Origin of the sequence: Photorhabdus thracensis (genome assembly GCF_001010285.1) — a bacterium.
GTDB lineage: Bacteria > Pseudomonadota > Gammaproteobacteria > Enterobacterales > Enterobacteriaceae > Photorhabdus > Photorhabdus temperata.
Window position 1 is genome coordinate 2,624,250 of the sequence record NZ_CP011104.1, and the last position, 17,602, is coordinate 2,641,851.

Here is a 17,602-nt window from a genome sequence, read left to right on the forward strand (position 1 = left end):
TTAGGACCTCGCGGAAAAAGGTGCATTCTGCTCGTGTTCCTCAGCAGAGCACAGTGTTGCGTTAATCAATTTGCGTAGTTTCATCAGCTCATTTTTTTGCGGCAGTGAACCGTTATGTACTTGGTTTTCCATTTCAACAATCATACATAACAACGAATTAAGCCCCGCCTGCCCACTCACTCCCTTCATGGAATGTAAGAGCCGTTCTAATACCTCCTGTTGAGTAATATGTTGTTCAGCTTCGTCGATTAAAGTGAATAATTCCCTGCGGACTTTTTCCTGCATACGCAGCACATTCATAGACAATAACGGCTTATCCGTTTCCTGTTGCACTGTCAGGTGAATATCACGCCGCAACTGATATTCAGCAGTCATCTCCAGTATCTGAGCCAATTGTTTAATGGTGACCGGTTTGGATATGTAATCATTCATCCCAGCCTGAACAGCGCGCTCTTTTTCTTCAGCAACTGTATTTGCCGTCAGCGCCACAATCATGCAATCTGAATCCTGATTGTCAGGATCAATACGCCAAAGCCGGGTAGTTTCCAAACCATCGCATTGTCCCGGCATCAATATATCCATCAGCACCAGATCAAAACGGTAACGCTGCCCCAATAATAGTGCTTCTGCACCATCCTGGGCGTGCTGCACTTCTTGTCCTAACCGGGTCAGCATCATGCCAATAATATCCCGATTAGTCACCGCATCATCAACCAGTAATACCCGCATACGCCAAGGCTGTAACGGTACATTATCCTGAACCGGTGGCGGAGTACCGGACAACTGACGCTCTGCAATATCTCGCAGGCGACCGGGCAAAAACAGTAAATCATTGGCCGACAGCTCACCAGCGTGCTTTTCTGGTAAACAGGTGAGACCCCATTCGATTAGTTGATGATGTAAAACAAGCGGCGCGTCTATCTCTCCCTGCAACAACTCCGGCTCAGTAAAATCCATCAGCGGCAGTTGAAATACCACGCTGGTGCCTAAACCAAAGGCGCTGTTAAATTCCAGATTGCCTCCCATCATTCTGGCCAGCGTAGCCGCAATAGCCAGCCCAAGCCCTGTTCCTTGAGCATGTTCTTGCACCTGATAAAAGGGATTAAATACCAATGCGATATTTTCTCGCGCTACACCACACCCGCTGTCAGTAACATTAAAAATCAACGTGTTATCTGAACGGGTAACAGTCAAACAAATGCCACCATCATCGGTAAATTTGCAGGCATTTCCCAATAGATTCACCAGAATCTGCCTGACACGGCTTGCATCAAGCACTAATACCTGTGGAACATCAGCAGCGACAAAGGTTTCTAACATCAACTTTTTATTGTGCGCCATTCCCTGTATCGTCGCCATTGACTGATCCAACAAGGGTAGCAACTGACTGGTGGCGTACTGTAATTCAACCTGCCCCGCTTCAATGCGCGAAAAATCAAGTAATTTATTGATAATAAACAATAAAGATAACGTACACTGATGTGCTGTCTCTGCAAGTTGCAACTGTTCATTGCTCATCTCGCTGGTTTTCAGCAATTCCAATGCACCGAGCGTCCCACTAAGCGGTGTTCTTAATTCATGGCTGATCGTCGTCAAATGGCTACTTTTACGTTTATTAGCTAACTCTGCCTGTTGTTTTGCTTCCGTTAATGCCTTGGTACGTTCTGCTACCTTGTTTTCCAGTGTGGAATATTGCTGATTCAGGGTATCAAGTAACGCATTGTAAGCCCTAGCTATTTGACCCAGTTCATCACGCCGACTCTCCGGTAAACGAACATCCAACGCATGTGGCCCTGTCTTATCGATAATATCCACAAACTGCCATAACGGTTTAGCCAGATAATGGTGCAACATCCAGAATATAGTCAGCGTTATCATTAATAAAATAACCAGCGCAAAGGGAAGCTGAATAATCGCTTGATCGATGACTTCCTCAAATACACTTTTAGTAGGATACAGCACCAATTGCTGCCAGCCAGGACCTCTAAGCTGGATACGTAATACCTGATAACCGGGAATGTATTGCCAGCCATCATGCAACTTGACATCTTTCAACAATGCTAAAATATGGTGTTCTGTATCCTGCGGTAATTTCCCTTTGAAAAACGGCAATAATTGCTGATTACTGTCCAGCCAGAGATCGATGTCATAATTAGTTACCGCTTGTCCATATGACAATAGATCATTGAACTTAATAGCATATCCGGTCAGCCGGCCTATTTTATCGCTCGCAGCAACAGAGATACTCCACCCACTACCGGGAATATGCTCAGGCTGTCCCCAATAAATATTATCGTGGTTGGGGATCATGGGGAAATTCGCCAACTCAAGACATCGTTTGATAAAATAGTCATCTGAGATTTTTTCCGGGGGATAAATAGATATTCCCTGAGATCGCTTAAAAATAAAGCTGTCCAGATAATAAGCTTGTCCGGCAGCGCCATATGCCTGAATAAACCAGTTATCCTGGCTTATTTCGTGATCGGGCTGGCAGATATTGCCATTAATAGGAAGATATTTGCTATCAGTATTCGGCGAAATATTTTTATCATTTTCATACTTTTCATAATAAGCATCATAGCGCCTCGCCAGTTCCTGCGCGTCTTTCTCTGCGCCCTCAAAGCGATGATTACTTAAATCTGCCCGTAAAGTCGCAAGATGTGATAACTCATCCATCACATGTTGGTGTGCATATTTGAAAGAAAAAAATGCCGTCGCTACGACAGAAATCAGCCATATAAGAAACAGCGTCAGTGATAGAAATATAGTGAGTTTTATCACTAATGATGAGCGTGTTCTCATTTTATAATCTCCTTATTATTCAGAGATATTTTCTTGTAAAAAACCCAAATGACTCCGCGCCTATCACGTTAATTAACAGCAGGTTTAGAACCTGTCTCATTGGGCTATATTTTTTCCAGCACTCTATAATTTAAGAAAAACACACCAAAAGATAATAAATGCTTTACGGCAGATAACAATCAGATAAAATTTATCAAAATCTCATCATCAAATTGTGACTAAAATCAATTTTACGCCTCTTTAACATCAACAGAACCCAAACGAAAATCAATATTTGCCCGCGAAACGTTTTGCTCATCACTGGCAGCTTATTATCCAAAGACAGAGGTTTCCTTTCCTATAAACAAGATCTACAGGAAAGGATTATCACTTTTTATTCAGGATGGGGCAAACCGCCTGGCAGGAGTTGCTATGAAAGTCATTTGTTATTCATTCCATTCAGCATCATCACGAGGAGGAAAAATATCAGGATCGGGATCAGGATCTGGTTCAATAGCATCCCTTCTTGCATCAATTTTCCTACGGAGCTCTTCCATCAAGTCTCCTCCCCTTTGAGGCCTTTCTACTCTTTCCTCTGGCGATCGTCGTTCTATCCGTAATGGCGGTACTGCCCCCCCATTCGGCAGCGGCGGCGGCAATGGCGGCGGCGGTGGAGGGCCTACTGGTTGACGCTGTTCACGTTCCAATCGCTCCCGTTCCAACCGTTCCTGCTCTAACTGCTCTTGTTCCAATCGCTCTCGTTCCAGCCGTTCCTGCTCCAACTGCTCTTGTTCCAAGCGCTCTCGTTCCAGCCGTTCCTGCTCCAACTGCTCTTGTTCCAATCGCTCTTGTTCCAGCCGTTCCTGCTCCAACTGCCCCTGCTCCAATCGCTCCCGTTCCAGCCTCTCCAACTCCAGCTGCTCTTGTTCCAATCGCTCCCGTTCCAGCCTCTCCTGCTCCAACTGCCCCTGTTCCAATCGCTCCCGTTCCAACCTCTCCTGCTCCAACTGCCCCTGTTCCAATCGCTCCCGTTCCAGCCTCTCCTGCTCCAACTGCCCCTGTTCCAATTCCGGTTGTTCTTCCCTTTCCTCCAATAAAGGCGGCTCTTCATCACCTTCGCCGGTTCTCAGAACTAATTCAAATTCATCATCTTCTGCCGGATCTATTACAGGCGCAGACAACACAACCGGCTCATTAATCAATATGACCATCTCACTACTATTTGATACATTTCCCTGTTCATCATACGCCATAGCTGAAATAGTAAGATGGTTACTTTGCTGGTTGTTATAACGGGGAAAATGTACTGCGTAACTATTATCCGATAATGGGACTATCCGACCGCCCCGTGCGCGTAATATGCTGTCATCCCATTGGATATATTTTAGACGGTATTTTCCGTTGAAAGAGAAATTAATCAGTTTCCTCTCACCACCAAACCCACTAAGTATTGTTGGTAAATTCAGGCTCAGTTGCGATCTTTCCCGATGCTTCAACACAATGTTGTTGTTACGTTCAACCAGACGATGACGATTGTCAGCTAAAGTGCGTCTTACCGGTGCCGTCGTCGGATCAATCTGTTGGGATAAAGGCACCCCAAGCTGATAATTGAAGGATAAGCCAACCTTTGTGTCATCCTTGCCACTATGGCTAAAAGTTCTATCAACACCTAATGAAATCAATGGAATAGGCGTATAATCCAACCCCACTGTCAGTACTCGCGGATCCTTATCACGATTCTGGTGATTAAACAACGCAACATCATCACCGAAATATTGCTCAAATTTCAGTTTACCACTCAGTTGCGGGTAAGCAGGAAGCCAGCCCTGAGCACGGATATCATAGCCATTCGCCACACGTTCAGCATAACCATTCAGTGCAGAAGATGCGTGCCAATCCGTCAGGCCAAAATAACCGTTAGCAGCCAAATGCAGGTAATCACGCCAATATTCCAAGCCGATCCCCAGCCGCTGATGAGCATTGCCGGAGATCTGAGCATCGTAAAACGTGTTGTAACCTATAGCCCAGTCTCCTTGAAAATGACGTTGACCAATCCCCAAGTTAACTATACTACGCCCATCAAAGCGACGAGCGCCTGCCTGACCAAACAGGATGCGCTCATCTCCATCATATAATGGATAAAAAAGATCGATTGAACCACGGGTCAATTCACCATCAGATAAAGGTAAATTAGCACGCACTTCCCCGGTGGAATCCTTTTCTGTACCCAGTTTAGGAATATCGCCTCCCAGTTTTACATTTTCATCAGCCTGAGGCTGTAGCCACCTTTTTTTCCGTTTATGTTCGCTGCCAATGGTATTAAGATTCTCTTCTTGAGTTTCATTTACCACGAGTTCTTTTTTCTTATTGGGTTTATAGCAACTTGCCAATAGCAATGCTACGCTGATGGCAGATACATACCCTATTTTTTTATTCATGAGCGCTTTTATTTAAATATCATTATATTAGAAATAGATCCAGGCACTGCCATGCCACTAAACAGAGAAAGACAATGCCATTCCATCCACATATTAATTACCAATTTTATCTCCTACGACTGCTGAAATTCTTCCGAAATACAAATTTAATTAAAATCAGACAAAACCCTTATTTTTAGAATAAACAAGGCAACAGCATTAATATTCACACATCCGCAATCATTTTCTAAGTAAAATAAGGTCAACACCTTATTGGTTATATTTCTTCCTTTGCTAATCTATTTGACAGAAATAGCAACACGTTAATTAGGTAGGTGATGATATGTTTGCAAACTGTCAACTTTTTGGTATGGATCTGGCATTTCCAGATGTCTGTATGACACCTTTACCTATCCCAGTACCCGTACCCTATCCCAATATGACTCTGGGTCTGATGGCAACGCCTCATACTTATAAAGTGCTGTTTATGGGAATGCCAGCACATAATATGGCAACAGTGACTAACTCAAGCTTCGGCGATAACCTTGGCGTTAATCTCGGTATTGTTTCCGGTACCGTAATGGGGCCTTCACGCCATTTAATCGGCTCATTTACCACTTTAATTAAAGGATTTCCTGCAACACGCGTCACCAGCCTGAGTTTGCAAAACAGCACCAACATGATCGGTATGCGTTTAATTCCCAGCCAGCTTAAGGTACTCCTGCTGGGCCTGTGATGGAGGACTTTCTATGTTGTTTTTTCCTCACGACAAAAATCACTATTTTTCCTCTTTTATTCTGTTGAGCATACTTCTGACTGTGAGTTGTTCTGCAAATAAAGTGGAAAAAAATATTCCTTACACCATTAAATTTCAGGCTCAAGGGGATATTAACAATAGCGCTCCTTTAAAATTAAATATATTGCTATTAAACGATCCGGATAAATTTAATCAGGCAGACGCCTTGGCTTTACAAAAAACGCCTAATTCAGCGCTGGACAATACTGTACTTTATCAAAAATCAATCTTCTTACTACCAATAAAAGGAAAAAATGATATCAGTATTACGGTTAATGCTCCGTCAGCAGAAAAATATATTGCCATTTGGGCAGAATACCAAAATATTACCGATAAACAGTGGCGGTTCGTTATTCCTTTATCATCGTTTCCAACCGTATCTTATTTATCGGCTTTAAATCCTTTTTCATCCTCTGAGCCTTATCAGTTGATTACCGTTACTTCGCACGGATTACAGATGGCATCTGAATCCGCTAAATGAATCACACGTGCTCAGGAGACTACCCATGAAAAATACACACAAAGTTCTCTGGATGGAAGGCATGTTTTTACGACCCCACCATTTTCAGCAAGCAGATGAATATGTGGATGCACGCCTGCGTCAATGGGGAGCCCTGCAACGAGCCTACAATTGGGGATTTTCATCATTAAAACTCGATGAGAGTCAACTTGCTTTGGGAAAAATCTCACTGCTGGCCGCCAGTGGTATTATGCCTGACGGCACGGCTTTTGAATTCACTGAAATTGGCGAGGCGCCACCTGCGTTAACTATCGGCACTTCACTGCGTTCGCAGATTATCACTCTGGCTATACCGGCATATCTGGCCGGGCGCGAATCAGTCAGTTTCGATGATGCGCCAGACTCTCTGGCACGTTATCAGGCATTTGAAAAAGAGGTTAGCGACGTTAACTCTTTGGCCCTTGACAGTACCACCCTGCATTGCGGCAGATTACGCCTGCGTCTGCTACCAGAAAATGAACTCAACGGCGAATGGGTTGCTATGGGAGTAGTGCGGATTTTAGAAAAAAATCAGGATGGCGCCGTCATGCTGGATACCGGATATATTCCGCCGTTACTTAACTGTTGGGCAAACCCGTTATTACAAAGCATAACTCATGATCTTTACGGCCTGTTACTGCAACGTAGCCAACAACTCAGCCGTCATCTGCAATGTAACGGCGCCAATACCTGTGATTTGTTACGGCTGGCGCTATTAAACCGTTTCAGTGCTCAACTTCAACACATCATACATCTACCTCAACAGGCACCGGAAACGCTTTTTCTCATCTGGATCGGCTACGCACTGGAAATGAGCGCCTTTCAAGCACCCTATACACTGGAAGGAGAGTTACCCCGCTACAATCATCTGGATATTGGCGGTTGTTTCACCCGCCTCTGTATTTTACTGCAACGCAGCTTGTCCATTGTGTTGGAAGAGCATGTTATATCACTGCCCCTGACCAAACGTCTGCCGGGATTAAGCGTAGCACCATTGCCGGAACAAATGAGCCTGAATGATTACCACTTTATTCTGGTTGTGAAGTCAGAGATGGTGCATGACACTTTTATAGCTCACTTTCCGGCCCAAATTAAAATCGCGTCAGCCGACTGCATACGCGATCTGGTGCGTTTGCAGTTGCCGGGTATCGCTTTACGCCACTTGGTACAAATCCCCAGACAACTTCCCTATCAGAATGGGTACTGCTACTTCAAATTGGAATTCGACGATAAAACTGAACAGTCGCTGGAAAAATCCGGGGTATTTGCTTTTTACGTCGCTGGTGAATTTCCTGGTCTGAAAATGGCATTTTGGGCACTCAAACGCCTGCCTGATGATGAGGATATCAGTCTATGAATCGTGACTATCGTAATGCTTTAGTGCAGGTGGCTTATCCTCTGTTAAACGCCATGCCACATATTCGTCATACAGCCAAACCGGAAGACTCTGGTCAGTTACGTCAACAATTGATCGGAGAAATATATCGCTTTGAGAAACAGTGCCAACAAGCGGGATTCAGTTATGAAACTGTCCTCGGCGCCCGTTATTGTCTGTGTACTTCTCTGGACGAAGCGGTCGCATTGACTTCCTGGGGAGACAATAGCATATGGTCAGGTAATGGCCTGCTGATTACATTCCACAAAGAGAGCAGCGGCGGCGAAAAATTTTTCAAGTTACTGGATATGTTGTTGCAACAACCCAGTAAACATATCGATCTGCTCGAACTGTTCTATTTCTGTCTGCTTCTGGGATTTGGTGGACGCTACCGCCTGATTGACAACGGTCTCGCTCAACTGGAAACCCTGATCCAACGTCTGGCAATACGCCTGCGTCAGGTAAGAGGAGAGTATCCTGCTGCATTGAGCACGCTTCCTCCTCCCGCAATCAATACTCATCAACCATCACGGCTATCCCGTTTTCTGGTGTTTTTCACGCTATCTGGCACATTGATGACCGGTCTGCTCTACATCGGCCTGAACACCCGGCTTAATCAGCAGACAGAACCGGTGTTGACATCCATATACGATTTGCCATTGCCAGAGGCCACCATACTGGCTGAACGCTTTTCTGTTGCGCATTTACGGCAAGTGCTGCAACCCGCGATAGAACAGCAAGACATCACCATCAGCCAAAACGCGGATCATGTCAGTGTTACCCTACAGAGCGGTAGCTTGTTTGCTTCTGCATCAGCTACACTGAATCCGCGTTATCAGGCACCTCTCCAAGATCTTGCCAAACAACTGAACCTGACTACCGGGAAGATCATCGTACGCGGGCACAGTGACAACTTGCCGATTCATACACATGCCTACTCCTCCAACTATGCCTTGTCACTGGCACGAGCAGAAACCGTAGCACAACCGCTACGAGCCGGCTTACTCCAACCACAACGGCTACAGGTTGAAAGTGCCGGCGCAGAAGCCCCTTTAGTCCCCAACACCAACGCCAAAAATCGAGCCTTGAATCGTCGTATTGAAATTATGTTCAACACCGCGCCAGATAATTCAGATCAGTAGGCAGGAGAGAAAGAAAATGTTGAAAGCATTTATCGCCATCATCACCAGTCGCCTGTTTTGGGGGGCACTCATTGTTGCCGCATTGTGTCTGCTTATCTGGATCATGGGACCATTTATCGCCATCGGCGATCTGCATCCACTGATGACAGAAACACAGCGCCAAATCGCCATCACCACGCTAATTTCGCTGTGGTTGTTACTACGGCTGTTACCTTTTCTGTATCAGGCTTGGGTAAATGGTCGTTTACGCCGCCGCTTACACCATGTCAGCAATGTCGTCACACCAACAACCCGTAGTGCCGCTCAGTCCCTCACAGACAGCTTTAAACAGGCAGCATCCTTGATTAAACACGGACTGCGTCTGAATGGTGAACGGCTAACCACACATCTGGGCAAACTCTATCTCTATCATCTGCCTTGGTATCTGGTTCTGGGTACCCAAGGATGCGGCAAAGACAAAGCCTTGCTGAACTCAGGATTAGATTTCTACCACACAACCTACCCTAGTCAGTTTGCTTTTCCTGAAACCAGTGCCGAATCACACTGCTCATGGTATTTCACTTTTCAGAGCGTCATCCTTAGCCCCGCCGGAGAATACCTTAAAGAAGGTAATCCGCTGTGGCAGATTTTATTGAAACTGTTAAAACGTTATCGTCCACGCCAGCCAATCAACGCCGTTATTCTGGCAATCAGTGTGCAGGATCTACTGCAACAGGATAATGACGCACAATACCATCAGGCTTTACTGCTGCGTAAGCGACTGATGGACCTGCGTTTGCAACTGAAAATTGACTTTCCCATCTACGTGATGATCACCAAAACCGATCTCCTGCCAGGATTTAGCAGCTATTTCAGCCATTTTTACGGCGAAGAACTGGATCAGGTCTGGGGCTTTACCTTCCCCTGGCAACAGGAGCTGCATTCCCATACTGATTTACAACAGATGCTGGATGAGCAGTACAACCACCTGCAACAGCGTCTGGATGCCGCACTGGCGGAGACTTTATTCACTCAGCAAGATATCATTCAGCGAGAACAAAGCTTCGCCTTCCCGCAGGCATTTGCAACCCTGCGTCCGGTGCTGATGCGCTATTTGAGTATTATTTTCTCCACCTCGGGCTTTGATCGGCCGTGGTTACCACACGGCCTCTATTTCACCAGCGCCAATCAAAAACAGGGGGAATCATGGCACAACAACGGCGTTATACAGAATAATCTGTTTGACTACAGTTATGCGCTCTCTTCTGTAAGCAACAGCGATAGCAAAGTAACCAGCCGCACTGCCCGCAGTTACTTCCTGAGAGAGTTATTTCAAAAAATCATTTTAGCTGAAAGCGGGCTGGCCGGTATCAACCGCATATATGCATTACGCCAACGCTTTGCCCTGTTGATAGGATGTAGTTTATTACTCTCTTTAATGGCCGTGATCTGCATACTGTTACTGACCAGTTATCACAATAATAACGACTATCTGGCACAAATTACGACCCGGCTCCCAGTGCTGGAACGGCAGGGACAGGCACTGAACCAACCATCAACCCGTGATCTACCCCACTTGATCCAATATTTGACACAACTACAGTCACTCACCACAAATCACCAAATTGATTCGGGTAGCCCCTCACTGGTTTATGGTATGGGGCTGTATCGAGGTCCTCAACTGAGCAGCACAAGCTATCCGGTTTATCAGCATGCGTTAAAGAATTTATTACTGCCGCTGGTGACACAGCAAGTCGAGAGTATTTTGCGCCAGCAAACCGATGGCGATAGCAACGAATCAACCTACGAGGCGCTGAAAGCCTACCAGATGCTATTTCAGCCACAACATTACGACGGCAAATTCCTTACTGCCTGGCTGATGCTGGACCTATCTCATATCCCCGGTGGTGAAAAGTTAGATGAGACACAGCGCAAAGCACTCCAGGGACATCTTTATCAATTACTGAATCAGAAGCAGCCTGTCGGGTCTCAGCACAAAGATCAACAACTGATACAGGAGGCGATAAAAAATATCATGCGCTCCACATTTTCCCAGAGGGTTTATACCAGCATCAAAAAAAGACTGATCAATAACGGACGTTTTAAATCCGTCAATCTGATTGATTTGGCCGGTTCTCAGGCTGAGTTGGTGCTAAAACGAAAAAGTGCCCTGCCGGATACCGCAGCAATCCCCGGCTTCTTTACACCAGACGGATACTGGCACGGCCTGATTGCACAACTAGATGATACGGTAAAAGCACTGCATGACACTGATCGCTGGGTCCTCAATATTCCGTCACAGGTACAGGAAAAACCGGATGCGACTTACCAGGTGCGCCAGTTTTATATAAGTGATTTTATGTTGGAATGGGATACATTTCTCAATGATATCGCCCTAATTCCAGCCAATAGTCTGAACCAGCGTATCAATAATGTCCGTATTCTCTCCGGTGTCCATTCCCCTTTGCGCAATCTGCTGATCAATACCAGCCACGTTGTCGCACTCTCTCCACCGGAAGATAACGGCAAACTCGCACAACTGGGCCAGCAATTGAATGATGAAGCAACCCGTAAACTGCAAAACCTGTTTCCGGCTGTCAGCCCTCCCCCTGCACTGCCTTCACCAGAACAGATTGTCAGAAACCACTACCGCGACCTGCTTGATCTGGCTCGTCCACAGGGCGATCATAGCGATACTATTGCCTTTGACGATCTATTCAAAAAACTGGGTGATCTGTATCGCTACCTCACCGCTTTACAGGAAAATGGCGAAAGCACCGCCTCCTCCTCCGACACCATACTGACACAGTTACAGGCTGACGCCGGTCGCCTGCCGGTGCCGTTCCGCAGCATGATCATGGATATGACGCAGGGTGCAAAAGGCGATACACAACAACAGGCTGTTTCACGCATACACCAACTCGCCGGAGCACAACTCAGTGACTTCTGCCGTGAAGCAATTGCCGGACGTTATCCACTGTCCCACTACAGCAAACGTGATATTGCACCTGATGATATGGCGCATATGTTTGCGCCGAATCAAGGGTTGATGGATCGCTTTTTTAATCAATATCTGGCGGATAAAGTCAACACTCAGGGTGATGAATGGCGCTTTTTCCCCTGGGCACTGGGCAGCACCAAACAGGAAGATCAATCACTGCTGAAAACATTCCGGCAGGCGCAATTTATCCGTGATGCATTTTTTAGTACTGCCTCTTCACAGCCCTCATTCTCGCTTACCTTGCAACCGCTGCAAATGGATAACGATATTCTTACCCTGTCGTTAACGCTTAACGATCAGCGTGTCAGCTACAGCCACGGTCCCCTGACACCCTGGTACTTCACCTGGCCCGGCAGTAACAACACTGGTACAGCCAAACTCACGATGCTGCTGGCGAATGGCAAAACCAAATCACTGGAAGCCTCGGGCCCCTGGGCATTAAACAGGCTAATTGACGCCGGAAAGTGGGTTCGGGAAGACAGCATGCATTACCGGATCACCTTCAATCTGGCAGGGCATCAAGCCACATTGACACTCACCCCCGACAGCATACACAACCCGTTTGTCATACCGGAATTTACCTGTATCAAACCATAAGGAGAACCTTAATGGATATCGCATCTTTACTTCACCCGGTCAGCCAGGAACATCCCAGTGGCGAAGACCTGGAATACAGTGCTGAATTCATCCACCTGATTCAACTCGCTCAAGAAAAAGCTGAACAGCAATTCGGCGACTTTATCTTTCCAACACAGGAACCTGACTGGTGCCAGATAGAAAAAAGCGCCTTGGCTTTGCTGGCTCGCAGCAAAGATCTGCACATTATCATCCTGCTAATGCAAGCCTGGTGCCACCAATATGGTCTGAGAGGATATGCCCAGGGTCTGATGTTATTGGAACAAACAATCGCACATTATTGGGAAACCTTGTGGCCTGCCGCAGAACTAGATGGTGAGCCAGACCCACTGATGCGTATCAATGCATTACAGGGGCTAAGTGATGGTTTCGCATTGGCTAAACAGGTACGTCTTTGCGAATTTGCCCGCCTAAACGGCATCACTCTTACGGTGGCGGATGTGATGAAATGTCTGGATGGTAGTAATGGGGAGGAGAACCCATTTCCCGGAAGGATCGAGCTTCTGATCGCTGAATTACGGCAAAGTGAAGCCCCCGTCATAAAACTGATCCCACAAATAGCCAATACCCTTCAATGCCTGTTTAACACACTACGCGGTCATCTCGGCGATAGCGGGCTACCAGATATGCGCCGTCAGATGGTGACACTTCATCATCTGACACAACTTCTCTCCCCTGAATCCAATGCGATTGAAGCTATAGCAGATTCTGAATATCCCTTGCCAGATAATGCGCATCCACAAAAGGTATCCAATGGCTGGCAGACATCCGGCATCCAGAATCGTGAACAGGCTCAACAAGCACTGGAAGCCGTGCGACAGTACTTTCTATTACATGAATCCAGTCATCCGGCACCACTGATGATCGAGCGGATACAACCCCTGATCAGTCAGGATTTTATGAGCATTATGCGCAACCTTGCGCCAGAGGCCATCGATCAACTTGAACATTTTTTTGGCCGAAAAAATCACACATAACGAAGGTGGAGAACACCACAGAATGAAGGTAATACACCAGAAAAACGGTTGTTATTCCGTCAATTACCCATAACCACTGATTTTGCCGATGGAGAATACTATGTCAGGATCAAACAGCGGGCAAAAATTCATCGCCCGTAACCGTGCTCCACGAGTACAAATTGAATACGATGTCGAACTATACGGTGACGAACGTAAAGTTCAACTGCCTTTCGTCATGGGGGTTATGTCGGATTTAGCCGGAAAATCTGCCGATCAACTTCCTCCGCTCAGTCAGCGAAAATTCCTCGACATTGATGTTGATAATTTCGATGACCGCATGAAATCACTGCACCCAAACGTCGCCTTTCCGGTGGACAACACCCTGAGCGGTGAAGGCAAGATCCAGGTTGCCCTCACGTTCAACACGATGGATGATTTTCTGCCAGATGCGATAGCACGTCAGGTAGAACCCCTTCATCAACTCCTGGAAGCACGTACTCAACTCGCCAACCTGTTGTCCTATATGGATGGTAAAAGCGGGGCCGAAGAGCTGATCGCCTCTATCCTGCAAAATCCTGAATTGCTGAAATCGCTCAGTACCGCACCACTGAATGATGCGGAATCCCCCGTTCCAATCGCAGAACAAGATCAAGGAGGCGCTAATGAGCCAATCTGAAATCCATGCTGCCAGTGAAACTCAAACTCAGGCTACCGGCTACAATCAAGGTGAACTCAGTGCTCTGCTCAGGAAAGAGTTTCGCCCTAAAACAGATCAGGCACGTCTCGCCGTGGAAAACGCGGTGAAAACCTTGGCACATCAGGCTTTGGAAAACAGCCTGACCTTATCGAGCGACACTTTCAGCACCATTCAGGCGCTGATTGCCGCCATTGACAACAAACTCTCTCAGCAGATCAATGAAATTCTCCATCATCCTGATTTTCAAGCGCTGGAGGGCGCATGGCGTGGTCTGCTCTATCTGGTGAGCAATACCGAAACCAGCGAAATGCTGAAAATACGGATTATGAGCGTTGAAAAGAAAGAATTGGGACGCACACTGAAACGCTATAAAGGAACCGCTTGGGATCAGAGCCCGATTTTCAAGCGGATTTATGAAGAAGAGTATGGTCAATTCGGTGGAGAGCCGCTCGGATGTCTGGTGGGTGATTACTATTTCGACCACAATCCGCAAGATATCGAAATGTTGGGAGAAATGGCCCGTATCGCCGCCGCCGCCCACTGCCCTTTTATCAGTAGCGCCTCGCCTGGAGTTATGCAGATGGAAACCTGGCAGGAATTGGCAAATCCGCGCGATCTGAGCAAAATCTTTCTTAATACCGAATACGCCTCCTGGCGTAGCCTGCGTGAATCAGAAGATGCCCGTTACATTGGTTTGGTTATGCCGCGTTTTTTGGCTCGCTTACCTTACGGTATCAGCACTAATCCGGTTGAAGGATTCGATTTTGAAGAAAAAACCGCAGGAGCCACGCACAGTAATTATGTGTGGAGCAACGCAGCCTATGCGATGGCGGTGAATATTAACCGTTCTTTTAAAGAATATGGTTGGTGCGCCTCCATCCGCGGCGTCGAATCAGGCGGAGCGGTAGATAAACTGATATGTCACACCTTCCCGACCGATGATGGCGGTTTAGATATCAAATGTCCGACAGAGATTGCCATCAGTGACCGCCGTGAAGCAGAATTAGCAAAAAACGGCTTTATCCCGTTGGTTTACCGCAAAAATTCTGATTTTGCCGCGTTTATTGGCGCTCAATCACTGCAAAAACCGGCGGAATATATGGATGCTGATGCCACGGCAAACGCTAATCTGGCGGCTCGCTTACCTTATCTGTTTGCCTGCTGCCGATTTGCGCATTATCTGAAATGTATCGTGCGTGACAAAGTGGGTTCATTCCAGAGCCGCGATGATATTGAACGCTGGCTGAATAAATGGATCATCAACTATGTTGATGGCGATCCCGCCAACTCCTCACAACAGACCAAAGCGCGCAAACCGCTGGCAGCTGCCGAAGTACAAGTCAACGAACAGGAAGATAATCCCGGCTACTATCAGGCCAAATTTTTCCTGCGTCCCCATTATCAACTGGAGGGATTGACGGTTTCCCTGCGGTTGGTATCAAAACTGCCCTCCTTAAAACAGAGTGGTGGTTAATTCTGCAAATCACTGAATAAATAAGGAATACGATTATGAACAACAGCATCTATTTGGATATCAAAGATATCTCTGGTGAATGTAAAGATAGCAATCACCCCAACGGCATTGATGTGCATACCTTTGAATGGAAACTGTCACAGCCGGTAGAAACCGGTAGCGGCGGCGGCGGCGGAAGTGGACGCGCTAAAGTTCATTCTCTGGTGGTCTATGCCCGTATGGATAAGGCAATGCCAACGTTAATGCAGAAATTAGCGCAGGGGGCGCATCTTCCTGAAGTGAAATTAACCATGCGCAAAGCCGGAGGCGAGCAACAAGAGTTCACTACCATTACGTTGGGCAGTGCATTACTTGACAACATCGAACTGGTTGACTTTAACCGCGATATTCCGCACCTGACAGAAGGTTCGGCTGCCATTATGCCCGGCACTATCGGTGTGAAATACAGCTTCTCACCGAATATTGCCAAAGTCGTTTATAAAGAACAGGATAATGAAGGAAAAAGTGGCGCTGAGGTGGAATTTAATTGGGATACACAAAAGAACATCAGTAAATAATAAAACACTCACTGACAACTAAGTCAGTAAAAAAATAACCTCTCGCCCGGAATACGATATGTTCGTGTCCGTTAGGATACTGCATACTTTTTTGTGGCGGAAGGTTAAGTGATTACTCAAGATAATAAGCGACGTTGTTATGAAAATAACCTTTGTTAATATTCCATCAGATAAGGGGATAGAAAATAGTCGTCATATTTTCTATCCTCCGGGTGGAACTATCGGTACCAGCGAAAATAATCATTTGGTGTTGCCAGATCCGAACGGTTGTATTTCGGCATTACAAGCCAGTGTACATATTTCTACCCAAGGTGCCTGCACTATTACTAATATTGGAACTGCTTTCATGATGATTAACAATATTCCATTAGCGCGTGGAGAAACCACATCTCTGCAAGAAAATAATGAACTCCAGATTGGCGACTACCATCTGACCGTGAATGAAATAGAGACAACAAAAGATCATTTTGCCGAACAGGAAACGACAACCAATTTTTCCGGGGCGCTATGGGACGAATTAAATGAAACAGTGCCCACAGAAAAAAATTCAGAGGCGCGCAATCAACTTTCTCCGGCAGATTTTATATTGCCGGAACAAGGGACAGAACCCCCACTATCCCTTGATCAGCTCACTACACGCTCCATCGATCCAATACAACTTTTTACGGCCCAACATCATAGTGCCGGCAGTCATCCCCTGTTTCAACAACCCCCTCGCCTTTCTGTCACACCGCTACAGTTATGGGAAGAGCAAGTAAAACAACTTGATCCGTTATGTTTATTCCGGAAAAATCCGCCAACAGCGACAGCCAACGACATGACTGTACCACAGACATATCAAATACCGGACGGGCATGAGCAGGCAATGAAAGAAGCACTTTTTTATTGTCTTAACGCCATCATTAATCGCTTTAACCCATCCTATGACGAAAACAGTGTTCCTGCGGCATATTTCTGGCACATGAATGGCGCGCAACACCGTAAAGCAAAGTTATGGGATAACTTTACTGACCGCTATCAGCAAACCGCCGAAGAGATACGTCAACAATCGCCAACGTTATTCAACGCTTTTTTCCTTAGCGTTTACCAACAGAAACTGAATACTGCTTTCGACAGCAGCGATGATTAATAAAACGGGCGATAATTTTGTTCTATTAATGATGCCACTATCATCAGTCAGCCTCCGAGAAACATCGTCCTTGAGGCATTAGGTATCTACACAATAGAGATACGGCCAGACTCACAGGTGTTTCGGAAAGAACAGTGATCTGAGTAGTAAAGAATGCGAA

Annotated in this window: 12 protein-coding genes; 10 read left to right on the forward strand and 2 right to left on the reverse strand. The window is 46.3% G+C overall.

Annotated elements, in window-relative coordinates; all coding sequences use genetic code 11:
- Both VY86_RS11320 and VY86_RS26195 read right to left on the reverse strand, forming a co-directional pair.
- The gene (locus tag VY86_RS11320) at positions 1-2,802 is read right to left on the reverse strand and encodes a two component system sensor kinase (RefSeq protein WP_046975022.1); all 2,802 of its coding nucleotides are present in this window, start codon (positions 2,800-2,802) and stop codon (positions 1-3) included.
- Positions 2,803-3,227: 425 nt separating this feature from the next.
- Positions 3,228-5,219: an inverse autotransporter beta domain-containing protein gene (locus tag VY86_RS26195; protein ID WP_052760821.1), complete on the reverse strand. Its 1,992-nt coding sequence runs from the start codon at positions 5,217-5,219 to the stop codon at positions 3,228-3,230.
- Positions 5,220-5,541: 322 nt separating this feature from the next.
- Here VY86_RS26195 and VY86_RS11330 point away from each other — a divergent pair, with 322 nt between their 5' ends.
- From VY86_RS11330 to VY86_RS11375, 10 genes are all read left to right on the forward strand, one after another.
- A complete protein-coding gene (locus tag VY86_RS11330; RefSeq protein WP_036844572.1) occupies positions 5,542-5,934 on the forward strand; it encodes a DUF4150 domain-containing protein in 393 nt (130 codons plus the stop codon).
- A 13-nt stretch (positions 5,935-5,947) separates the two neighbouring features.
- Positions 5,948-6,475 (forward strand): type VI secretion system lipoprotein TssJ, encoded by a 528-nt coding sequence (tssJ, locus tag VY86_RS11335; protein WP_046975023.1) that lies wholly within the window; start codon positions 5,948-5,950, stop codon positions 6,473-6,475.
- Positions 6,476-6,500: 25 nt separating this feature from the next.
- A complete protein-coding gene (gene tssK / locus VY86_RS11340) occupies positions 6,501-7,850 on the forward strand; it encodes a type VI secretion system baseplate subunit TssK (protein WP_046975024.1) in 1,350 nt (449 codons plus the stop codon).
- On the forward strand, positions 7,847-9,010 hold the full coding sequence (gene icmH, locus VY86_RS11345; RefSeq protein WP_046975025.1) for a type IVB secretion system protein IcmH/DotU: 1,164 nt from the start codon (positions 7,847-7,849) through the stop codon (positions 9,008-9,010). The genes tssK and icmH overlap by 4 nt, the downstream gene beginning before the upstream one ends.
- Positions 9,011-9,026: 16 nt before the next feature.
- Entirely contained in the window at positions 9,027-12,587 is a 3,561-nt protein-coding gene (gene tssM / locus VY86_RS11350; protein ID WP_046975026.1) for a type VI secretion system membrane subunit TssM, read from the forward strand.
- A gap of 11 nt (positions 12,588-12,598) precedes the next feature.
- Entirely contained in the window at positions 12,599-13,603 is a 1,005-nt protein-coding gene (gene tssA / locus VY86_RS11355) for a type VI secretion system protein TssA (protein WP_046975027.1), read from the forward strand.
- Positions 13,604-13,703: 100 nt separating this feature from the next.
- Positions 13,704-14,261: a type VI secretion system contractile sheath small subunit gene (gene tssB / locus VY86_RS11360; RefSeq protein ID WP_046975028.1), complete on the forward strand. Its 558-nt coding sequence runs from the start codon at positions 13,704-13,706 to the stop codon at positions 14,259-14,261.
- A complete protein-coding gene (gene tssC / locus VY86_RS11365; protein WP_046975029.1) occupies positions 14,248-15,756 on the forward strand; it encodes a type VI secretion system contractile sheath large subunit in 1,509 nt (502 codons plus the stop codon). The genes tssB and tssC overlap by 14 nt, the downstream gene beginning before the upstream one ends.
- 35 nt (positions 15,757-15,791) lie before the next feature.
- On the forward strand, positions 15,792-16,313 hold the full coding sequence (locus VY86_RS11370) for an Hcp family type VI secretion system effector (protein WP_046975030.1): 522 nt from the start codon (positions 15,792-15,794) through the stop codon (positions 16,311-16,313).
- A 139-nt stretch (positions 16,314-16,452) separates the two neighbouring features.
- Positions 16,453-17,442, forward strand: a complete 990-nt coding sequence (locus VY86_RS11375) for a type VI secretion system-associated FHA domain protein (RefSeq protein ID WP_046975031.1) — start codon at positions 16,453-16,455, stop codon at positions 17,440-17,442.
- The last annotated feature ends 160 nt before the right edge of the window (positions 17,443-17,602 follow it).